This window comes from Snodgrassella alvi (assembly GCF_002777425.1).
GTDB classification, from domain to species: domain Bacteria; phylum Pseudomonadota; class Gammaproteobacteria; order Burkholderiales; family Neisseriaceae; genus Snodgrassella; species Snodgrassella alvi_B.
In genome coordinates this window covers 1-17,184 of sequence record NZ_MDVC01000005.1, presented here as the reverse complement: position 1 = coordinate 17,184, position 17,184 = coordinate 1, and the positions used below count along the sequence as shown (strand labels likewise).

Below are 17,184 nucleotides of genomic sequence, written 5' to 3'. Positions count from 1 at the left end.
TACTACCAAATGTGCAAACACACTGAACGCCTGTACAAAAGACCAGAATTATAACTTATTTTTAGATTTTTCGATACCAATCAAGTACTTTTTCTACACTTTCTTTAATACTAAGCGAAGAAGTATCGAGAATCCTGGCATCACTGGCCGGTTTGAGGGGGGCAACAGCACGGGAGCGGTCGGCCTGATCCCGTTTTTCAATATCAGCAAGTATCTGCTGATAGTCTGGTCCATCAGTAGCTATTCCCAATTGTAAGGCACGCCGTTGTGCCCGTATCTGTGCACTGGCAGTAAGAAATATCTTGAGTTCGGCCTGCGGAAACACTACTGAAGCCATATCCCGCCCGTCAGCCACCAGTCCTCGGGGCGTTAAAAAATCCCGCTGGCGTTGTAGTAGCGCAGTGCGCACCGCCGGCAAAGCAGCAATAGCCGATGCACCCATACCAATTTTTTCAGTGCGAATTGCTGCCGTTACATCCTCGCTATCCAGTAAAATGGAATCTGTCCTGAAAACCACAGGCAATTTGTACGCAAGTGCAGCAATTTCATGCTCATTTTGCCAGCCAATATTCTGCTGATAGGCATACAGTGCTGTTAATCGATAAAGTGCACCGGAATCCAGATAATCTCTGTCCAGAATAGCTGCTACCTGCGCGGCCACAGTCCCCTTCCCGGATGCACTGGGGCCATCAATAGCAATTACTTTCAATCGCGGCTTAAATTGCGTCGCAACCATATCCTTACCTTTTTTCACAAAAGTTTTTTACGCATCGTACTGAATTTGAATCAGCACTGATAACTGTCTGACACCATTAAATTTCTATACCGAACAATCTAATCTAACCATAAGCAACCGCACTGTTTGCTATTATTTGTTTCAGTAAAAAATTAACAAGCCATCAGGCTTACTTTCAATACCTGATGGCTGAATTTCCTTTTTTTATCAAATACAATAAATTATTGTACCTCAACCTGCTTTAATGATCTTTTCATCTGAACAATTGTCCGCCATTGCAACACTACTGATACAGTAAATAAAGCCAACATAAAGGGACACTCATATAATTCTTCCAGCATATCATCATAAACAGGATTGTACAGAATAAAATGTGAAATCCAGCGACCGCGCTCTACCGCATCGGCCAACAAAAAGCCAGCAGCGGCGAGCAGGAAATTCCATGCAGGAAAAGGTTGATGATAGTAATATTCGATGCCAGCACGCAAGCGCGGCCATAGCAACATTAATATTAGCCCAAGAATAAGCACTGCCGCGATACCATGATACACCGCATGCGGATAACCAGAAAAAATTTGCCTGCCCCAGTTTTGATCACGCCCCAGCAATACCAGCCACCACAATGATGCCCATAGCCAGAACGCTCTTTCTTTACCAGTTAATCCACTGCATAAAGTTGATAACAGAGTAAACAAAAAGCAAAATAACAAAAAAAAGGTTTGCCCCTGTTCCACAAATGACACCAAATCGGGATTAATATGCAATTTTTGCACCAAAGGCACACACAGTAGCATTAATAACCATACCGTACTAAATTTAGACCAGTGCCAGTCTAGGTTTATTTTCATAGTTATTACATTAAGATATTAATATATTTACTATTATACTTAATATAACCAGTGATTACCTGATTTATATATAAGCTTCACTTGTACATTTTCCTGTTAATACTTGCCCAAATGCAGATATATATACATATCCTGTAACACAATTAACTGATAAACTTCCAGCCAAATCTTCCAAAATTACCCAATACCAGCATGAATACCTTGCATTTAAAAGCCAGTACCTGTCATTCTGCCAGCATCAATCTGCCTGGTTCCAAAAGCATTAGCAATCGTATCCTGCTTCTGGCCGCTCTGGCAGAGAATATCTGTGAAATTCATAATTTACTTGATTCAGATGATACCCAATACATGCTGAAAGCGTTAAAAACCCTGGGCATAAAAATTGAACAGTTGCCTGCTGATAGTGAAAACTCAGGCTTACATCTCAGAGTATACGGGTGTAAAGGTAAATTTCCACAACAGCAGGCAGATTTGTTTCTTGGTAATGCAGGGACTGCATTCAGACCTTTAACAGCAGTGCTGGCAATATTAGGGGGTGAATATTATTTACACGGCGTGGCGCGTATGCATGAGCGCCCCATTGGTGATCTCGTTGATGCACTGCAAACAGTAGGTGCAACAATCGAATATAAGGAACAGATCGGTTTCCCACCTTTACAAATCCATCATGCCCGCCAGAACACAAATTATCATATTAGCGTTAAAGGTAATGTATCCAGCCAATTTTTAACCGCCTTACTGATGGCTCTACCGCTAACCGGAAAAGCCTACACTATTGATGTCTGTGGTGAATTAATATCCAAACCTTACATTGCCATTACCCTAAAGCTGCTTGAGCAATTCGGCATTCAGATTAGTCACAAAGATTTTCAGACATTCCAACTCCCTGCCGGGCAGCACTATCATGCACCAGCACAAATTTATGTTGAAGGTGATGCCTCCAGTGCTTCATACTTCCTTGCTGCGGGGCTGATATCAGGTAAACCTGTCCGTATTAATGGCATTGACGCAAACAGCATTCAGGGGGATATTGCCTTTGCACACGAGCTGGAAAAAATTGGTGCACAAATATTCTGGGGTGAACAGTTTATTGAAATATCACGTTCCTCAAATCAGAATATACTGCCCTTTGATATTGATGCCAATCATATTCCAGATGCCGCCATGACTCTGGCTATCGTGGCTCTGGCCAGCAAAGGCACTTGTCATATTCGTAATATTGCCAGCTGGCGCGTTAAAGAAACTGATCGCATCAGCGCCATGACTGCCGAATTACGCAAACTTGGTGCTCATGTGATGGCCACAGAGGACAGTATCAGCATTACCCCTCCAGCAAAATTGCAGGCCGACGTTCACATCAGTACTTATGACGATCACAGAATGGCCATGTGTTTTTCGCTTGTCAGCCTGCTTGGCACCTCTATCTATATAGATGATCCACAATGTGTCAATAAAACCTTTCCCGAATACTTCAAGGTTTTTGCCAGCATGTGCACACCTGTTTAAAATTCAGAATTTTACCCAGTCTGTTTTCTATTTACTCTGGCCTAAAGCCATTATTGATATAATTTGTTTTTTTATTTAGCCATGCTACAAACAGACCAACTTTCTGGTGCACAGCCACAGCGTGTCATCAGCCCACAAACCGCTTCAGCACAGGAAGAACAGCTGGAGCGTGCTTTGCGCCCCCGGGCGCTGACAGACTATATTGGCCAGCACAAAGCCAAGGAACAACTTTCCATCTTCATTCAAGCCGCAAAAATACGGCATGAAGCTTTGGATCATACATTATTATTTGGCCCGCCCGGTCTGGGCAAGACCACTCTGGCTCATATCATTGCTCATGAACTTGGCGTCAATTTGCGCCAGACATCTGGGCCGGTACTGGAACGGGCTGGTGATCTGGCGGCACTACTTACCAATCTTGAGCCACATGACGTACTCTTCATAGACGAAATTCACCGCCTTAACCCAGTGGTAGAAGAAATACTGTACCCGGCACTGGAAGATTACCAGCTAGACATTATGATTGGCGAAGGCCCCGCTGCACGCTCAGTTAAAATTGACCTGCCGCCCTTTACTCTGGTTGGCGCTACCACACGCGCAGGCATGCTCACCAACCCTTTACGCGACCGCTTCGGCATAATTTCACGTCTGGAATTCTATAACAACACTGATTTAACCACTATCGTTGCTCGTTCTGCCCAGCTACTACAACTACAGATTGACAACACTGGTGCTGCTGAAATTGCCAGACGCAGCCGCGGTACACCACGCATTGCCAATCGCCTGTTACGACGTGTACGGGATTATGCTGAAGTAAAACACCAGGGCCAGATAAATGCCGAAATAGCAGATGCAGCACTAAAAATGCTAGACATCGATCAATCCGGACTGGATGTCATGGACTGCAAATATCTGGAAGCAATTCTATATAAATTTTCAGGTGGACCAGTTGGTCTGGACAACATTGCCGCAGCGATAGGCGAATCAACCGATACCATAGAAGACGTTATCGAACCTTACTTAATTCAGCAGGGTTTTTTACAGCGAACACCACGAGGACGCATGGCTACAGAAGTAAGCTACAGCCATTTTGGCTTGCCTGTTCCCAGCAATAAAATTTAATTAACATCTGTAAAAACTGGCTATATCTTTAGTTCAACATTAAAAATATTCTACAGTTTAATTGATTAAATGAATAAATAAGGAAAAACTTATGACCTCAAAACAGATAGATGCCAGCATATTTAAAGCATATGATATCCGTGGCATTGTAGATGTTTCACTAAACAAAGATACAGCTGAGCTGATTGGCCGTGCGATTGCTACCGTAGCCATCAGTAAAGGTGTTAACCAGATTGCAATTGGCCGCGACGGCCGTCTTTCTGGCCCGATACTGGCAGCCAGTCTGATGCAGGGTATTACTGCCTGCGGAATTAATGTCATCGACGTAGGCATGGTTGCGACACCAATGTTATATTTTGCAGCTATCGAGCATTGTCAGGGTAGCGGCATCATGATTACCGGCAGCCATAATCCGCCCGATTACAATGGTTTTAAAATGATGCTGGCCGGCATTACTCTGGCTGGTGACGATATTCAGGCATTACGCAAAATGATTGAATCCGGCCAGCTAGCCGCCCCTGCTGAACATAGCGGGAATATTGTTCCATTACCTATTGCCTCTGAATATATCAACTATATAGCCAGTCACATTCAGCTCAAACGGCCGATGAAGATTGTGATAGATGCAGGAAACGGAGTAGCCGGCGCTTACGCCGGAGATTTATATCGTGCTCTGGGCTGTGAAGTAACAGAATTGTTTTGTGAAGTAGATGGCAATTTTCCCAACCATCATCCTGACCCGGCTAAACCGGCCAATCTACAGGATTTGATTCAGGCTTTGCGTAACAGTGATGCAGAAATCGGTATGGCTTTCGATGGCGATGGCGATCGTCTGGGCGTAGTAACCAAAGATGGCCAGATTATCTACCCTGATCGCCAGCTAATGCTGTTTGCAGCCGATGTACTGGCACGCAATCCAAACGCAAAAGTGATCTATGATGTTAAATCCACCCGATTACTGAAACCCTGGATTGAACAGCATGGCGGCGAAGCCATCATGAGTAAAACCGGTCACAGCTTTATCAAGGCCGCAATCAGGGAGCATGGTGCATTACTGGCTGGCGAAATGAGTGGTCACGTATTTTTTAAAGAACGCTGGTTAGGTTTTGATGATGGTCTATATGCCGGCGCACGTTTACTGGAGATTTTGTCTGCCAGCGATAATCCTTCTGCGGTTTTAAATGATTTGCCTGAAGGTATATCCACACCTGAACTCAATATCGCTGTGCCAGCAGGAAAATCAGGACACGAAATTATCGCCAGTCTGGCACAAACTGCACAGTTTGATAATGAAATTGAGCGTATCACCATCGATGGCCTGAGAGTAGAATTTAAAGACGGATTTGGGCTAATGCGCGCCTCCAATACGACGCCAGTGCTGGTATTGCGCTTCGAGGCAGACAACCAGCAGGCTTTAGACAATATCATAGCTCAATTCAAAGCAGTGATTTCCCAAAACCCGGATTTAAGCTGGAGCGAAACGTGGTAAATAAATAATCATCGGATACTCTGTCTGATTTGCTCTAAAACACAAAACGGCTACTTAAAGTAGCCGTTTAATTAATTTCCAAACTGGCCAGAAAACCAGTTTATACAATTTAAGCTTTAGCTTTACTACCGGTTTCGCGTACAAATATTGTCATGATAAAAGCCAGAACCAAACCACCAACAAAAATAAGATCAGCAGTCTGGAAAACCTTCAGACTTAACTGGCCACCTTCTGCGCTGGTTAAGTGAGCAATCAGCATACTGAACAGATTTGTCATTATCGCACTGATCACAAACACGAAAAAGTTAATCACACCTGTAGCAGTACCTTTAACCTCATCAGGATTAACTTCTTTAATCATGGTGTAAGGAATCATTGCCGCGCCAGAAGCAACACCTAATAGCAAACCCATTATATAAGGTGGCATAGTATTAGGCAGATAGACAATAATACCACCGGTAATAACCATAGCAATAATACTACCCATAACAACAGGTTTACGACGACCAATCACGTCTGATAAATAGCCCAGAATGGGACAGCCAATCACCCAACCCAGTGGAACCATGGCCAGACGCAAAGCAGCATCCTCAGTGACACCTAAACCTTCCTGCAAAAACTGATTACCCCAGGCAATATTACCTACATTAGTAGGCATAAACATCATGGCACCAATGAAAGCGCAGATATAGGACTGCGGATTTTTCAGTACCACAAGATAAGGATGGCTCAAACCGGTCCAGTCGATTTTACCTTCGCGCGTGCGGGGGGTAATGATTACAGAAGCAAAAAACACCACGCCCAGAACACCGGCAGCAACCATCCAGAACATTTGCCAGGTCATCACCTGATTTTTAATAATCGGTGATACAACAGCCTGCCCCATGAAACCACCGAGCATACCGAAACATTGTGTCATGCCAACCGCAGTAGCCAGCCATTTTTTGGGGAAACCACGTGTAGCCAGAAACACGGCACTGGTAAAGGCCAACCCGGAACCGGCACCCTGTAAGAAACGGCCAGATTGAGCGGTAATAACCGTACCGGAGCAAAACAGAATACAGCCAGCAGCTACCAGAATAATACCTAATGATGCAGTGAAACGTGGCCCGATACGATCCAGCAGCACGCCCGACACCAATGCAAAGAAAGCATAAGAATAAAAATACAGACCTATGATTCCGGCCATTTCAACTTTGGAAATCCTCAAAGTAGCTATCATTTCGGTCTGCATAATACTTGGTGCAGAACGCAATGCATATTGAACAAAATAGAAAATAGCGCAGATAAGCCAAGCAATTACAAATGTTTTATTTAACATGCTGGCTTGATCACCACCGGGAGGAGATACTGACACCTTGGATTTATGATTCATAGCGTACTCGCTTTCATTTAATTCCGAATGAAATTTCACAAAATCATTCTAACAAAACCCACGATACGTGCACAATAAAGTTAATCCTAATTCCAGATTAGATACAATACACTCAAATTACATTATTTTAAACAATAAAATTAAATATTAATTCAATTTTAGTGTTATGATAAAAGATGTGCTATCTTCAAAATACCAAAACAATAAAATCCGCTCTCTAATTTTACAAAAAAAACTATATTGGCGTGATTATTGAATTTCAGTTTACAATATATTTACACATAATAGAGAACTTATAATATCAGTGCAAATGATGCTGATTATTAATTATTCTGAATAACGATGATTTCGTTTACATTCTGGATTTACACCCTAAAGAATTAATCCGGCAAAATATTATTGATTCTGTTAATAATACTGTGCTGAAATCTGGCTTATGAAAGATTATAAAAACAGCCAGATATAAATTCCTGGGTTACTTCGATTTATTCTGCATACTGATATTATGCATAGAAATGTAGAAAATCTGTTTAGCAAACAGAAACAATACTAGAAACTGGTACAGACTGGGGCTTAACCATTGATATCAAATAAAATACTTCCAAAAACAATAATATCAGTGCAAACATCGCCATTAAATACAGGTACCGGCAGAATATGAAATTATGTCCTCATAAAAGACAGAATAAGTAGCAAGCCTTTTATTCAGCCTGTATTTATCCCTGTCAGCCAGAGGACACAAATAAAATTGAAAACTAATAATTATATTGAAGCATTAATAAACGCTTCCAGTTGTCCTTTATTCAAGGCTCCCACTTTTGTAGCCACACTGGCTCCATCTTTAAAAATCATCAGCGTAGGTATGCCACGAACATTAAATTTGGCCGGAGTTTCCTGATTTTCATCAACATTAAGCTTAACAATTTTCAGTTTACCCTGATAAGCTGAAGCCAAATCATCCAGAATTGGCGCAATCATTTTACAAGGACCACACCAAGGAGCCCAGAAATCCAGCAATACTGGTGTATCCGCCTGTAAAACTTCCTGCTCAAAGTTGCCATCGCCTATATGAACAATTAAATCACTACTCATTATGATTTCCTTTTATTATCGGTTGTATATATAAAATATAGCCAAATAGCCATTAATGCAATAGAAGTATCCAAAACTAAACTGCTGCATAATATACAGCACCATAAAAAATTAGCTGTTACTGGCTATATAAATTACCTAAAAAATTTCTTTATATCATATCAAAAGTTAACCTGACTTAATGCGTTAGACAAATCCGCTTTTAAGTCAGCAGCATGTTCCAGTCCGATAGATAAACGGATTAGGCCAGGCTGGATACCGGCATCAAGCTTGGCCTCTGGAGCCATCCGGCCATGCGTGGTTGTCCATGGATGGGTAACCGTAGATTTCACATCACCAAGATTAGCAGTTTTACTAAAGAGTGTTAATGTATCAATTACCTGCCATGCAGCCTGTTGCCCCCCTTTAACCTCAAAGGCCACCACAATACCGCCACCCTGCTGCTGCTTGTGTACCAGCGCTTTCTGCGGGTGATTAGTCATGCCTGTATAGTGCACGGCAACAACCTGCGGCTGGGTAGAAAGAAACTGCGCCACTTCCAGTGCATTGGCACACTGTTTTTCCATACGAATATATAAAGTTTCCACACCACTTAACAGCACCCATGCATTAAATGGAGACAATACCTCGCCAGTGGTGCGTACATGTAGAAAAATTTCATTAATTAAGGCTGCGCTACCACAGATAACACCTCCCATCACCCGCCCATGGCCATCAATTGCCTTGGTCGCAGACTGCACAGATAAATCAGCCCCAAGAGATAACGGCTGCTGTAGCGCCGGTGACAGAAAGCTGTTATCCACTACCAGCAAAGCCTGATGGCGATGTGCCATTTCTGCCAACTTGGCAATGTCAGCCAGTTCATTCAGCGGATTGGATGGCGTTTCCACAAACAGCATTCTGGTATTGGGCCGGATAGCAGCCTGCCATTCGGCCATATCAGTCTGACTAACCAGCGTTACCTCAATTCCGAATCTGGGTAGTATATTATTCAGTAAGCCAATAGTGGTACCAAACAGGCTTTTACTGGCCACCAGATGGTCACCAGCTTTTAATAAAGCCAGAAAAACAGCGTTGATTGCGGCCATACCGGTGGAAGTAGCCAATCCTGCCTCACCCTGCTCCAGTTGTGCCACTCGTGCCTGAAAAGCCGCTACAGTAGGATTGTTGGTGCGCGTATAGGTATAACCCTGAGTTGAACCGGCAAACAGAGCAGCACCAGCTTCCGCACTATCAAACATAAAGCTGCTGGTTAAAAACAATGCAGAATTATGTTCATTGTACGAGGTTTGTTCCTTAGCACCCCGGATTGCAATGGTTTCCGGATGCAGTTGTAAAGTAGACATGATTGTTTAATTTATCTATAAATATGAGTAAAGAATTGTGCCGCTTTTTTTATGATTATGCAAATAACCAGCTTATCTAAAATTCAGAATATAGTATTCTTTAATATCAAACCCCATACATACGCAAACAGCTATCCATGCCAAGCATATCGTTTTGCCCTGATATTAATCAGGGCACAGACCGTACACGCACAAGAGCAATAGCCAAACATTAAGGAAAAAAAATGTATTTTGTGATATCACCCGCAAAAAAACTCAATGAAACAGTAGAAATTACTACCAAGCAGTACACACAGCCACAATTACTGCCACAGGCACGGCAGCTAATGCCATTATTACAACAACTGGCTCCGCATGAAATTGCTACCTTAATGAGTATCTCCGACAAGCTCGCCTTGCAGAATGCCGAACGCTATCATCACTGGCAGCCACCATTTACCCCGGATAATGCCAAGCAGGCTGTCTATCTTTTCAATGGTGATGTTTATGAAGGACTGGATGCAGGCCATTTATCAGAAGCGGGATTAAACTATTTACAGCAACATCTGGCGATTCTTTCCGGTTTATACGGTGTACTCAAGCCACTGGATTTGATTCAGCCTTATCGTCTGGAGATGGGCACCAAACTTGCTAATCCTTACGGCAAGGATTTATATGCATTCTGGGGCGATATTATTACCAGTACCATTGAGCAAAATATGCAGGCAGTACAGGATCAGGTGTTAATCAACCTCGCCTCACAGGAGTATTTCAAAGCGATAAAGCCCTCAAAGCTTTCTGCTCCAGTGATTACTCCTGTGTTCAAAGACCAAAAAAATGGCGAATATAAAATTATCAGCTTTTATGCCAAGCGTGCACGTGGTTTATTCATGCGCTATGCAGCCGAGAAGCAGTTAACTGAGCCAGAAGAGTTAAAAGGTTTCGATTACGAAGGCTATTATTATGATAAAGCCTCATCCAGCGACAAACAGTGGGTATTCCTGCGTGATGAAAACGCCCATCATTAAAATTTAATCAAAAATAAAATGAATGATTTAGCCAAAAAAGCCCACTTTACCTAAATAAAATACTTGGCAAAGGCGCATTTATCGTCTAATATGCGCATCTTCAAAGACGGAAGCGTGGCAGAGCGGTTTAATGCAACGGTCTTGAAAACCGTCGTGGGTTGATAGCCCACCGTGAGTTCGAATCTCACCGCTTCCGCCAAAACATTATTCTTTAAACACCTTTATTAGTGTTTAAAATCTAAAAAATCACCTGAATAACCATTATTTAGGTGATTTTTTTATTTAAATTTGTGTGGTATTTTAGGTATTTCAAAACTAAGTTATATCTTAATACATGATACATAACCAAAGTCGTTACCCTTTCCAAGCAAAATCGGCGCGACAAACAAACTATACAAACACTCCGGTGAAGGTATCTAATATATTTATTGCCCTCAAGTAAGAAGTAGTAGCGTGTAAGCTATAAACATTTAAGTGATAATAAAACAGATATAGTTAAATAATCAGAGATAAGATTTATAGAATTACGTAATACATATTGTCAACGATTTTTAGTAAGGGTGGTTATTGCAACCACTGTTACATATATTTTTGCTAATATCATTTACCCACGCAGTATACCTAGGGTAAAAAGACCTCACATCACTAAATACAAGTCTCGAATGCATCTTCTTCAAAAATTATAAAATGTAAACCGATTAGATTTTCCTGCTATACATACATGCAAAATATATTCAAATAAAGGTTTTAATGTTCTTTGAATAATAATTATCATTATATTCTTGAATGCGACATTCATTTAATATACTATAATTATCATTACAATATTGCTTTATGTACTTTAATGTGCAATAAGTCATGATAAAGCCTATTTCAAACATTATATTAAAACCTTTACCACCCGATAAAAATGGCAATATCTTTTCCCATATCGAAATAGATGGTATTCATCATAATATTTCTGTGTCTGGTGCTTTTCTGGAAGCAGCGTTTAGTTATCAGGATAAATATATCCTCATATTCGTAACGTTAGATGGTGGTTGCTTTGAAGAATTACTACATATATATTTGCTGGATCCATATCGAGATAAAGTAATTGATTATGCCATTATCGGTAATTTATATGGTTATGCCTATGGTGATGTATCCAGTATTCAAATAAAAGCAGATAACACTATTTTCTTTAAATTTATTACTGCAAATGGATGGTTACTTACCCTATTTAAACAACCTGCCAAAACTTTCCCAATTTCATTTAAAGCACTTTTTGTAGTTCAACGTCCATTCGCATTTAAACGTTATTTTTCAATTACAGAAATTAAAGCATAGTAATACAATTTTAGGACTATCAATTTCACGAAAGGAGATATTTTGGAAAATACTATTCATCAACAAGACTTAATCATGCCAATTAAAGATAATGACCAAGAATATGAAAAGGAATTCGAATCTACTATTCGTTCTATTCAATATGTTGCCGATGGCATTATGCTGCAAGGTATTCATGATAATAAAGTTAGAACCGAGTATCGCAACGAAATCAAAAAAATGAGTGATGGCTTTCGCAATGAAGTTTTTGCAGGCAAAATGACATGGCAAGAAGCTGCCAAACAAGCCAGTAATGCTAGAAATGAATTATTGAAATTATCTAGAGACAAAACATGGCCAATTGGTCTTTCTATTGCAAAAAAATTAAAGTCTAATGGTTTAGAATTCTCAGATTTACAAAATAAATATGCGAATGAGTTATACAAGTCAAATTCTAATTCACTTAGAAGTCAAGTAAAAATGGATGCTGTCCATGCAAAGATTGTCATAAAGGCAGGTGTGTCCAACTCAGCTGTTGATTCTCGATTACTAGTTTTTTCAAAATGTGCACGAGGATTTATAGCTATTTCACTAGCTATTTCTGCCTACAATATTTGGACAGCAGAAAATAAAGTAAATGCTACGTTAAAAGAAGGTTCGATGATGGCTGCCGGATTTGCCGGTTCGATGGCAGGAGGAGCTGCTGGCTTAACTTGTGGCCCTGGTGCTGTAGTTTGCGTTCCTGTAGGTGCATTTATAGGCGGTTTTATGGCTGCATTTGGTGTAGATTATTTTTGGAAATAATTAAATTTCAGGAAAATGGGCTTTAAGTTATAAAAAGCATAAATCAGACCAGAGATTGAAGAGTAGGCTTAAACAAAATGGCAGAAGCTTTCCACTATCCACCAGAGTTGTTCAACTTACTTGTTGATACTATTCCTTTACTTTGTCGCAGCAAGAAAGATGTTGTCTTGTTTTTTCGTGGAGCTGGTGTTGCACCGGAAGATATCACTGAAGTCGCAAATTTAGTGTTACATAGTCCTAATACGATTAATAAATATGATATTGTCCGTACTGTTTTAACCAATGTAAATGCCCGCGGAGACAGTGCTCTCCGTGTCCGCCGTGAAATCTTGAAACGAGTTGTAGAATTTGAGAGTTTCGAAACTTGCTGGGAAAATGACCAACTTAAAGCCAAAGGATTAGTTGCCAGCATCCGCGAAGTTGTTCATAAGAAAGACTCGTTTACTCGAATGAAGAAAGAGCGAGATGCTGAACGAAATGAGCGACTAGCAAAACAGTATGCTGAACGCAACGCAATCATTGAAAAGCAAAAAATGCTGGATGACATTAAAAATCGGCTATCAGCACTTTTCACAATGGATGACAAGCCACATCAACGTGGTAAGCTACTGGAGCTTGTGCTAAATGACCTATTCCAGGCATATGGAATATTAATGCGCCAAGACTTCCGCCGCCAAGATCATAATACAGGCGTGGTACTTGAGCAGATTGATGGCGTTATCGAATTGAATGGACAAATACATCTTGTCGAAATGAAATGGCTAAATTCACCTGTAGGCATGGCTGAGTTTACACCACATCTATACCGCCTTTTTTCTCGTACCGATGCACACGGTATTTTTATCGCTACCAACGGATATACTGACGCAGTAATGACTGAATGTCGAAATATCCTTAATAAGAAAACGATGTTTCTATGTTCATTACATGAGTTCGTCATGCTACTTCAACGCCAAGGCGACTTGGTTGAATTCTTGAAGCGTAAATCCGCAGCTGCCAGCATAGACAAAAATCCGTTTTTAGAAATTTTGTTCTAAAAATAAAGAATGATTTTTTTAAAGAATTTTTTTACGGCAAGCTTTTATCTGAAATTAAGTGGAAAAATTGCCCAAATTTTAATCACTATAAGATTGGTTTGATTCACCTTGTTTTTTTATAGTTATCCACAGATATACTCACAAAATTTGTGAAATTCTGCCAACCATTCTTAGCTGATATTTCACTATTAATCCGATACTGCTAGCCATTTATATCTATAATTTTATTACTTTTTCTGTAAGAACATGATATGACGCAAAAACAGCCAAATTTGAAGAATTAATAAAATTACCTGATTTATTCTGTGTCTTTTGCTGTGTGGAATTTTTGCATTGGTTTCCAGCAGAATTGAATTGCTAATTTAGCAGAGTAAGGAAATTATTTTTATACTTTGAACAACTATTATACTACCTATTGTATTTTGTTTATTGATAATTAAATAAATCAGTCATATAAAGTGATTCTAATATTTATATACTGCTTGAAGAAATAATATACAACTGCCCAAATTCAAACATTTTAATTTAAAAACAATAACTTATATACGAAATGGATTTTTAGCAATATTAGCCCTTGACATTAATTTTCTAATACCAATATTTCTATCAATGAAAATTTAAATAAAGGAAATTAGATGCGATTCGATAAGCTTACCGCAAAGTTTCAGCAGGCATTACAGGATGCACAAAGTCTTGCGCTTGGACAGGATGCTGGCTATCTTGAGGCAATTTTCGTGTTGAAAGCCTTATTTGATGATACCGATAGTGGCAGTGCAGCCCTGCTAACACAAGCTGGTGTGAATGTAGCACAGGTAAAACAGCAAATTGAAGCCACTATCGGCGGCTTGCCCAAGGTTTCCGGTCAGGGCGGAGAAATTCTGCCCAGTACAGAGTTGCAGCATATTTTAAATCTGATGGATAAGGCTGCTACTAAGCGTAATGATGCTTATATTGCCAGTGAGTTATTCCTGCTGGCTGCCGTCCAGGAAAATGGTCAGTGTGGCCGTATTCTGAAACAGGCTGGTGCTACAGAAGATAAATTAAATATGGCCATTGATGCCGTTCGTGGAGGTGCAAGTGTGGATAATCCAAATGCAGAAGACCAACGTGAAGCACTGAAAAAATATACAACCGACCTGACAGAAAAAGCTCGCGCCGGCAAGCTGGATCCAGTGATTGGACGCGATGATGAAATACGGCGTACGATTCTGGTGCTGGAACGGCGCACTAAAAATAATCCAGTGTTGATTGGCGAACCCGGCGTTGGTAAAACAGCGATTGTTGAAGGTTTGGCGCAGCGGATTGTCAATAATGAAGTTCCGGATTCTTTGCGCAATAAACGTTTGCTGATGCTTGATCTGGCCAGCCTAATTGCTGGCGCCAAATTCCGTGGAGAATTTGAAGAGCGTTTGAAAGCGGTACTCAATGATCTGGCCAAAGATGAAGGTAATACGATTATTTTTATTGATGAAATTCATACCTTAGTGGGCGCAGGCAAGGCAGATGGTGCCATGGATGCCGGCAATATGCTCAAGCCAGCACTGGCACGCGGTGAATTGCACTGCATTGGTGCTACTACACTGGATGAATATCGCCAGTACATTGAAAAAGACCCTGCTCTGGAGCGGCGTTTTCAGAAAGTACTGGTTAAAGAACCTACGGTAGAAGACACTATTGCGATTTTACGCGGTTTACAGGAACGCTATGAAATTTATCATGGTGTAGAAATTACTGATCCTGCAATTGTGGCCGCAGCAGAATTATCTAATCGCTATATTACCGACCGCTTTCTACCAGATAAGGCAATTGATTTAATTGATGAGGCTGCTTCACTGATTAAAGTTGAAAGCCAGTCTATGCCGGAAAGCATGGATAAACTTAAACGCCGCGAAATCCAGCTCGAAATCGAACGTGCCTCCCTGATTAAAGAAAATGATGAAGCGAGTAAAAAGCGCTTGGCTTTGCTGGATGAGGAGCTAGATAATGTTAAACGCGAATTTGCCAATCTGGATGAAATCTGGAAAGCGGAGCGTGCCAAAGCTCAAGGTAGCGTAACCATTAAAGAGCAGATTGACCAGCTCAAAATTAAGATGGATGCACTCAAACGTGATGGTAAATGGGAAGAAGTGGCCAAACTACAATATGAAGAGTTGCCACGATTGGAAGCGCAGTTGCAGGCAGCTGACAGTGGCCAGCAAGATAATCAGCCTAACAAGCTGTTACGTACTAAAGTAGGTTCGGAAGAAATTGCTGAAATTGTTTCTCGCATGACCGGTATTCCAGTATCCAAAATGATGGCGGGTGAGCGGGAAAAATTACTCAAAATCGAAGAAGTGCTACATGAGCGTGTAGTTGGACAGGATGAAGCGGTTCGGGCAGTAGCAGATGCCATTCGCCGTTCACGCTCTGGCCTGGCAGACCCGAACAAACCTTATGGCAGCTTTCTGTTTCTCGGTCCTACGGGTGTCGGCAAAACGGAACTCTGCAAAACACTGGCAAGCTTTCTGTTCGACAGTGAAACCCATCTGATTCGGGTGGATATGTCTGAATATATGGAAAAACATTCCGTAGCACGTTTGATTGGTGCGCCTCCCGGCTATGTCGGGTATGAAGAAGGCGGCTTTCTGACTGAACAGGTACGGCGTAATCCATATAGTGTAGTTTTGCTGGATGAAGTGGAAAAAGCTCATCCGGATGTTTTCAATATTCTGTTGCAGGTACTGGACGATGGCCGTTTGACTGATGGTCAGGGACGAACGGTGGATTTCAAAAACACAGTTATTGTGATGACATCCAATATCGGCAGTCAGGAAATCCAGAAGATGGTGAGTGATGATTATGAAGCCATCAAGGCGGTTGTGATGGAAGAAGTCAAACAATACTTCCGTCCTGAACTGATTAACCGTATTGATGAGGTGGTGGTATTCCATAGTCTCAATCAGTCAAATATTCGCGCTATTGCCAATATCCAGTTGGCTAGCCTGCGCCAGCGTCTGGAAAAAATGGATTTGCATTTGCAAGTTGATGACGCTGCTCTGGATGTACTGGCTAAAGTGGGCTTTGACCCAGTTTATGGTGCCCGCCCCTTGAAACGTGCTATTCAGACGGAAATTGAAAACCCATTGGCTAAAGAGTTACTGGCAGGCGATTATGCGCCAGACAGCACTATTATGTTAACTGCTCAGAATGGTATTCTGACTTTCGCCTGATAAAGGATCAAGAAACCTGCACAAATGCAGGTTTCTTTTAACTATAAATCGGCTTTAGTTTTAGTTTGCGCTGCTACAAATCAATTCGATGCAACCATCAATATGAAAATCGCTGTCTGACACTGACCAGCATGCATCAATGGCTGACCCGTATGTACCCTTTTCTGTTCACTAATTTCTTACTGAAACAGAATAAGGGTATTTGTCTGCCAATAATCTTCTTCTGTTTGAAAAACAATACTATCAAATATAAATCTGGCTGATTGCAATCTTCATTCTGTTTATAACCTTATAACCTATAAAAT

13 protein-coding genes and 1 tRNA gene are annotated in these 17,184 nt (G+C 41.1%); 9 read left to right on the top strand and 5 right to left on the bottom strand.

The window, feature by feature from the left end; genetic code table 11:
* Window positions 1-61: 61 nt before the first annotated feature.
* On the bottom strand, window positions 62-736 hold the full coding sequence (gene cmk / locus BGI33_RS01915; protein WP_100089705.1) for a (d)CMP kinase: 675 nt from the start codon (window positions 734-736) through the stop codon (window positions 62-64).
* Window positions 737-957: 221 nt separating this feature from the next.
* Window positions 958-1,584 carry a nitric oxide reductase gene (locus BGI33_RS01910; protein WP_143557101.1) on the bottom strand — a complete coding sequence of 209 codons (627 nt, stop codon included), beginning with the start codon at window positions 1,582-1,584 and terminating at the stop codon, window positions 958-960.
* Window positions 1,585-1,776: 192 nt separating this feature from the next.
* Between BGI33_RS01910 and aroA the strand changes: the two genes are divergently transcribed.
* The 3 genes from aroA (at window position 1,777) to BGI33_RS01895 (ending at window position 5,701) form a co-directional block, all read left to right on the top strand.
* Entirely contained in the window at window positions 1,777-3,090 is a 1,314-nt protein-coding gene (gene aroA / locus BGI33_RS01905; protein WP_100089703.1) for a 3-phosphoshikimate 1-carboxyvinyltransferase, read from the top strand.
* 81 nt (window positions 3,091-3,171) lie between these two features.
* A complete protein-coding gene (gene ruvB, locus BGI33_RS01900; RefSeq protein ID WP_100089702.1) occupies window positions 3,172-4,212 on the top strand; it encodes a Holliday junction branch migration DNA helicase RuvB in 1,041 nt (346 codons plus the stop codon).
* A 91-nt stretch (window positions 4,213-4,303) separates the two neighbouring features.
* Complete coding sequence (locus BGI33_RS01895; protein ID WP_100089701.1) at window positions 4,304-5,701, top strand: phosphomannomutase/phosphoglucomutase; 1,398 nt, start codon at window positions 4,304-4,306, stop codon at window positions 5,699-5,701.
* Window positions 5,702-5,810: 109 nt separating this feature from the next.
* Here BGI33_RS01895 and BGI33_RS01890 read toward each other — a convergent pair whose 3' ends face one another.
* The 3 genes from BGI33_RS01890 to BGI33_RS01880 all read right to left on the bottom strand — a co-directional run bounded on the left by BGI33_RS01890 (window position 5,811) and on the right by BGI33_RS01880 (window position 9,514).
* Window positions 5,811-7,076, bottom strand: coding sequence for an MFS transporter (locus BGI33_RS01890; protein WP_218965100.1), 1,266 nt, complete (start codon window positions 7,074-7,076; stop codon window positions 5,811-5,813).
* A gap of 762 nt (window positions 7,077-7,838) precedes the next feature.
* Window positions 7,839-8,168 carry a thioredoxin TrxA gene (gene trxA, locus BGI33_RS01885; protein ID WP_100089700.1) on the bottom strand — a complete coding sequence of 110 codons (330 nt, stop codon included), beginning with the start codon at window positions 8,166-8,168 and terminating at the stop codon, window positions 7,839-7,841.
* A gap of 161 nt (window positions 8,169-8,329) precedes the next feature.
* Window positions 8,330-9,514, bottom strand: coding sequence for an O-succinylhomoserine sulfhydrylase (locus BGI33_RS01880; RefSeq protein ID WP_100089699.1), 1,185 nt, complete (start codon window positions 9,512-9,514; stop codon window positions 8,330-8,332).
* A 224-nt stretch (window positions 9,515-9,738) separates the two neighbouring features.
* Between BGI33_RS01880 and yaaA the strand changes: the two genes are divergently transcribed.
* The 6 genes from yaaA to clpB all read left to right on the top strand — a co-directional run bounded on the left by yaaA (window position 9,739) and on the right by clpB (window position 16,879).
* Window positions 9,739-10,521, top strand: coding sequence for a peroxide stress protein YaaA (gene yaaA, locus BGI33_RS01875; protein ID WP_100089698.1), 783 nt, complete (start codon window positions 9,739-9,741; stop codon window positions 10,519-10,521).
* 108 nt (window positions 10,522-10,629) lie between these two features.
* A tRNA-Ser gene (locus BGI33_RS01870) sits at window positions 10,630-10,720 on the top strand.
* A 659-nt stretch (window positions 10,721-11,379) separates the two neighbouring features.
* Entirely contained in the window at window positions 11,380-11,850 is a 471-nt protein-coding gene (locus BGI33_RS01865; protein ID WP_100089697.1) for a hypothetical protein, read from the top strand.
* A gap of 42 nt (window positions 11,851-11,892) precedes the next feature.
* Entirely contained in the window at window positions 11,893-12,633 is a 741-nt protein-coding gene (locus BGI33_RS01860; RefSeq protein ID WP_100089696.1) for a hypothetical protein, read from the top strand.
* A 77-nt stretch (window positions 12,634-12,710) separates the two neighbouring features.
* Window positions 12,711-13,670 carry a restriction endonuclease gene (locus BGI33_RS01855; protein WP_100089695.1) on the top strand — a complete coding sequence of 320 codons (960 nt, stop codon included), beginning with the start codon at window positions 12,711-12,713 and terminating at the stop codon, window positions 13,668-13,670.
* A gap of 635 nt (window positions 13,671-14,305) precedes the next feature.
* Window positions 14,306-16,879: an ATP-dependent chaperone ClpB gene (clpB, locus tag BGI33_RS01850; protein ID WP_100089694.1), complete on the top strand. Its 2,574-nt coding sequence runs from the start codon at window positions 14,306-14,308 to the stop codon at window positions 16,877-16,879.
* Window positions 16,880-17,184 lie beyond the last annotated feature (305 nt).

Excerpts from the sequence above, each read along its gene's own strand:
- trxA (WP_100089700.1), bottom strand. The coding sequence starts at position 8,168 with ATGAGTAGTGATTTAATTGTTCATATAGGCGATGGCAACTTTGAGCAG.
- clpB (WP_100089694.1), top strand. The coding sequence starts at position 14,306 with ATGCGATTCGATAAGCTTACCGCAAAGTTTCAGCAGGCATTACAGGAT.
- BGI33_RS01910 (WP_143557101.1), bottom strand. The coding sequence starts at position 1,584 with ATGAAAATAAACCTAGACTGGCACTGGTCTAAATTTAGTACGGTATGG.
- aroA (WP_100089703.1), top strand. The coding sequence starts at position 1,777 with ATGAATACCTTGCATTTAAAAGCCAGTACCTGTCATTCTGCCAGCATC.
- BGI33_RS01890 (WP_218965100.1), bottom strand. The coding sequence starts at position 7,076 with ATGAATCATAAATCCAAGGTGTCAGTATCTCCTCCCGGTGGTGATCAA.
- BGI33_RS01880 (WP_100089699.1), bottom strand. The coding sequence starts at position 9,514 with ATGTCTACTTTACAACTGCATCCGGAAACCATTGCAATCCGGGGTGCT.
- cmk (WP_100089705.1), bottom strand. The coding sequence starts at position 736 with ATGGTTGCGACGCAATTTAAGCCGCGATTGAAAGTAATTGCTATTGAT.
- BGI33_RS01855 (WP_100089695.1), top strand. The coding sequence starts at position 12,711 with ATGGCAGAAGCTTTCCACTATCCACCAGAGTTGTTCAACTTACTTGTT.
- ruvB (WP_100089702.1), top strand. The coding sequence starts at position 3,172 with ATGCTACAAACAGACCAACTTTCTGGTGCACAGCCACAGCGTGTCATC.
- BGI33_RS01865 (WP_100089697.1), top strand. The coding sequence starts at position 11,380 with ATGATAAAGCCTATTTCAAACATTATATTAAAACCTTTACCACCCGAT.
- BGI33_RS01895 (WP_100089701.1), top strand. The coding sequence starts at position 4,304 with ATGACCTCAAAACAGATAGATGCCAGCATATTTAAAGCATATGATATC.
- yaaA (WP_100089698.1), top strand. The coding sequence starts at position 9,739 with ATGTATTTTGTGATATCACCCGCAAAAAAACTCAATGAAACAGTAGAA.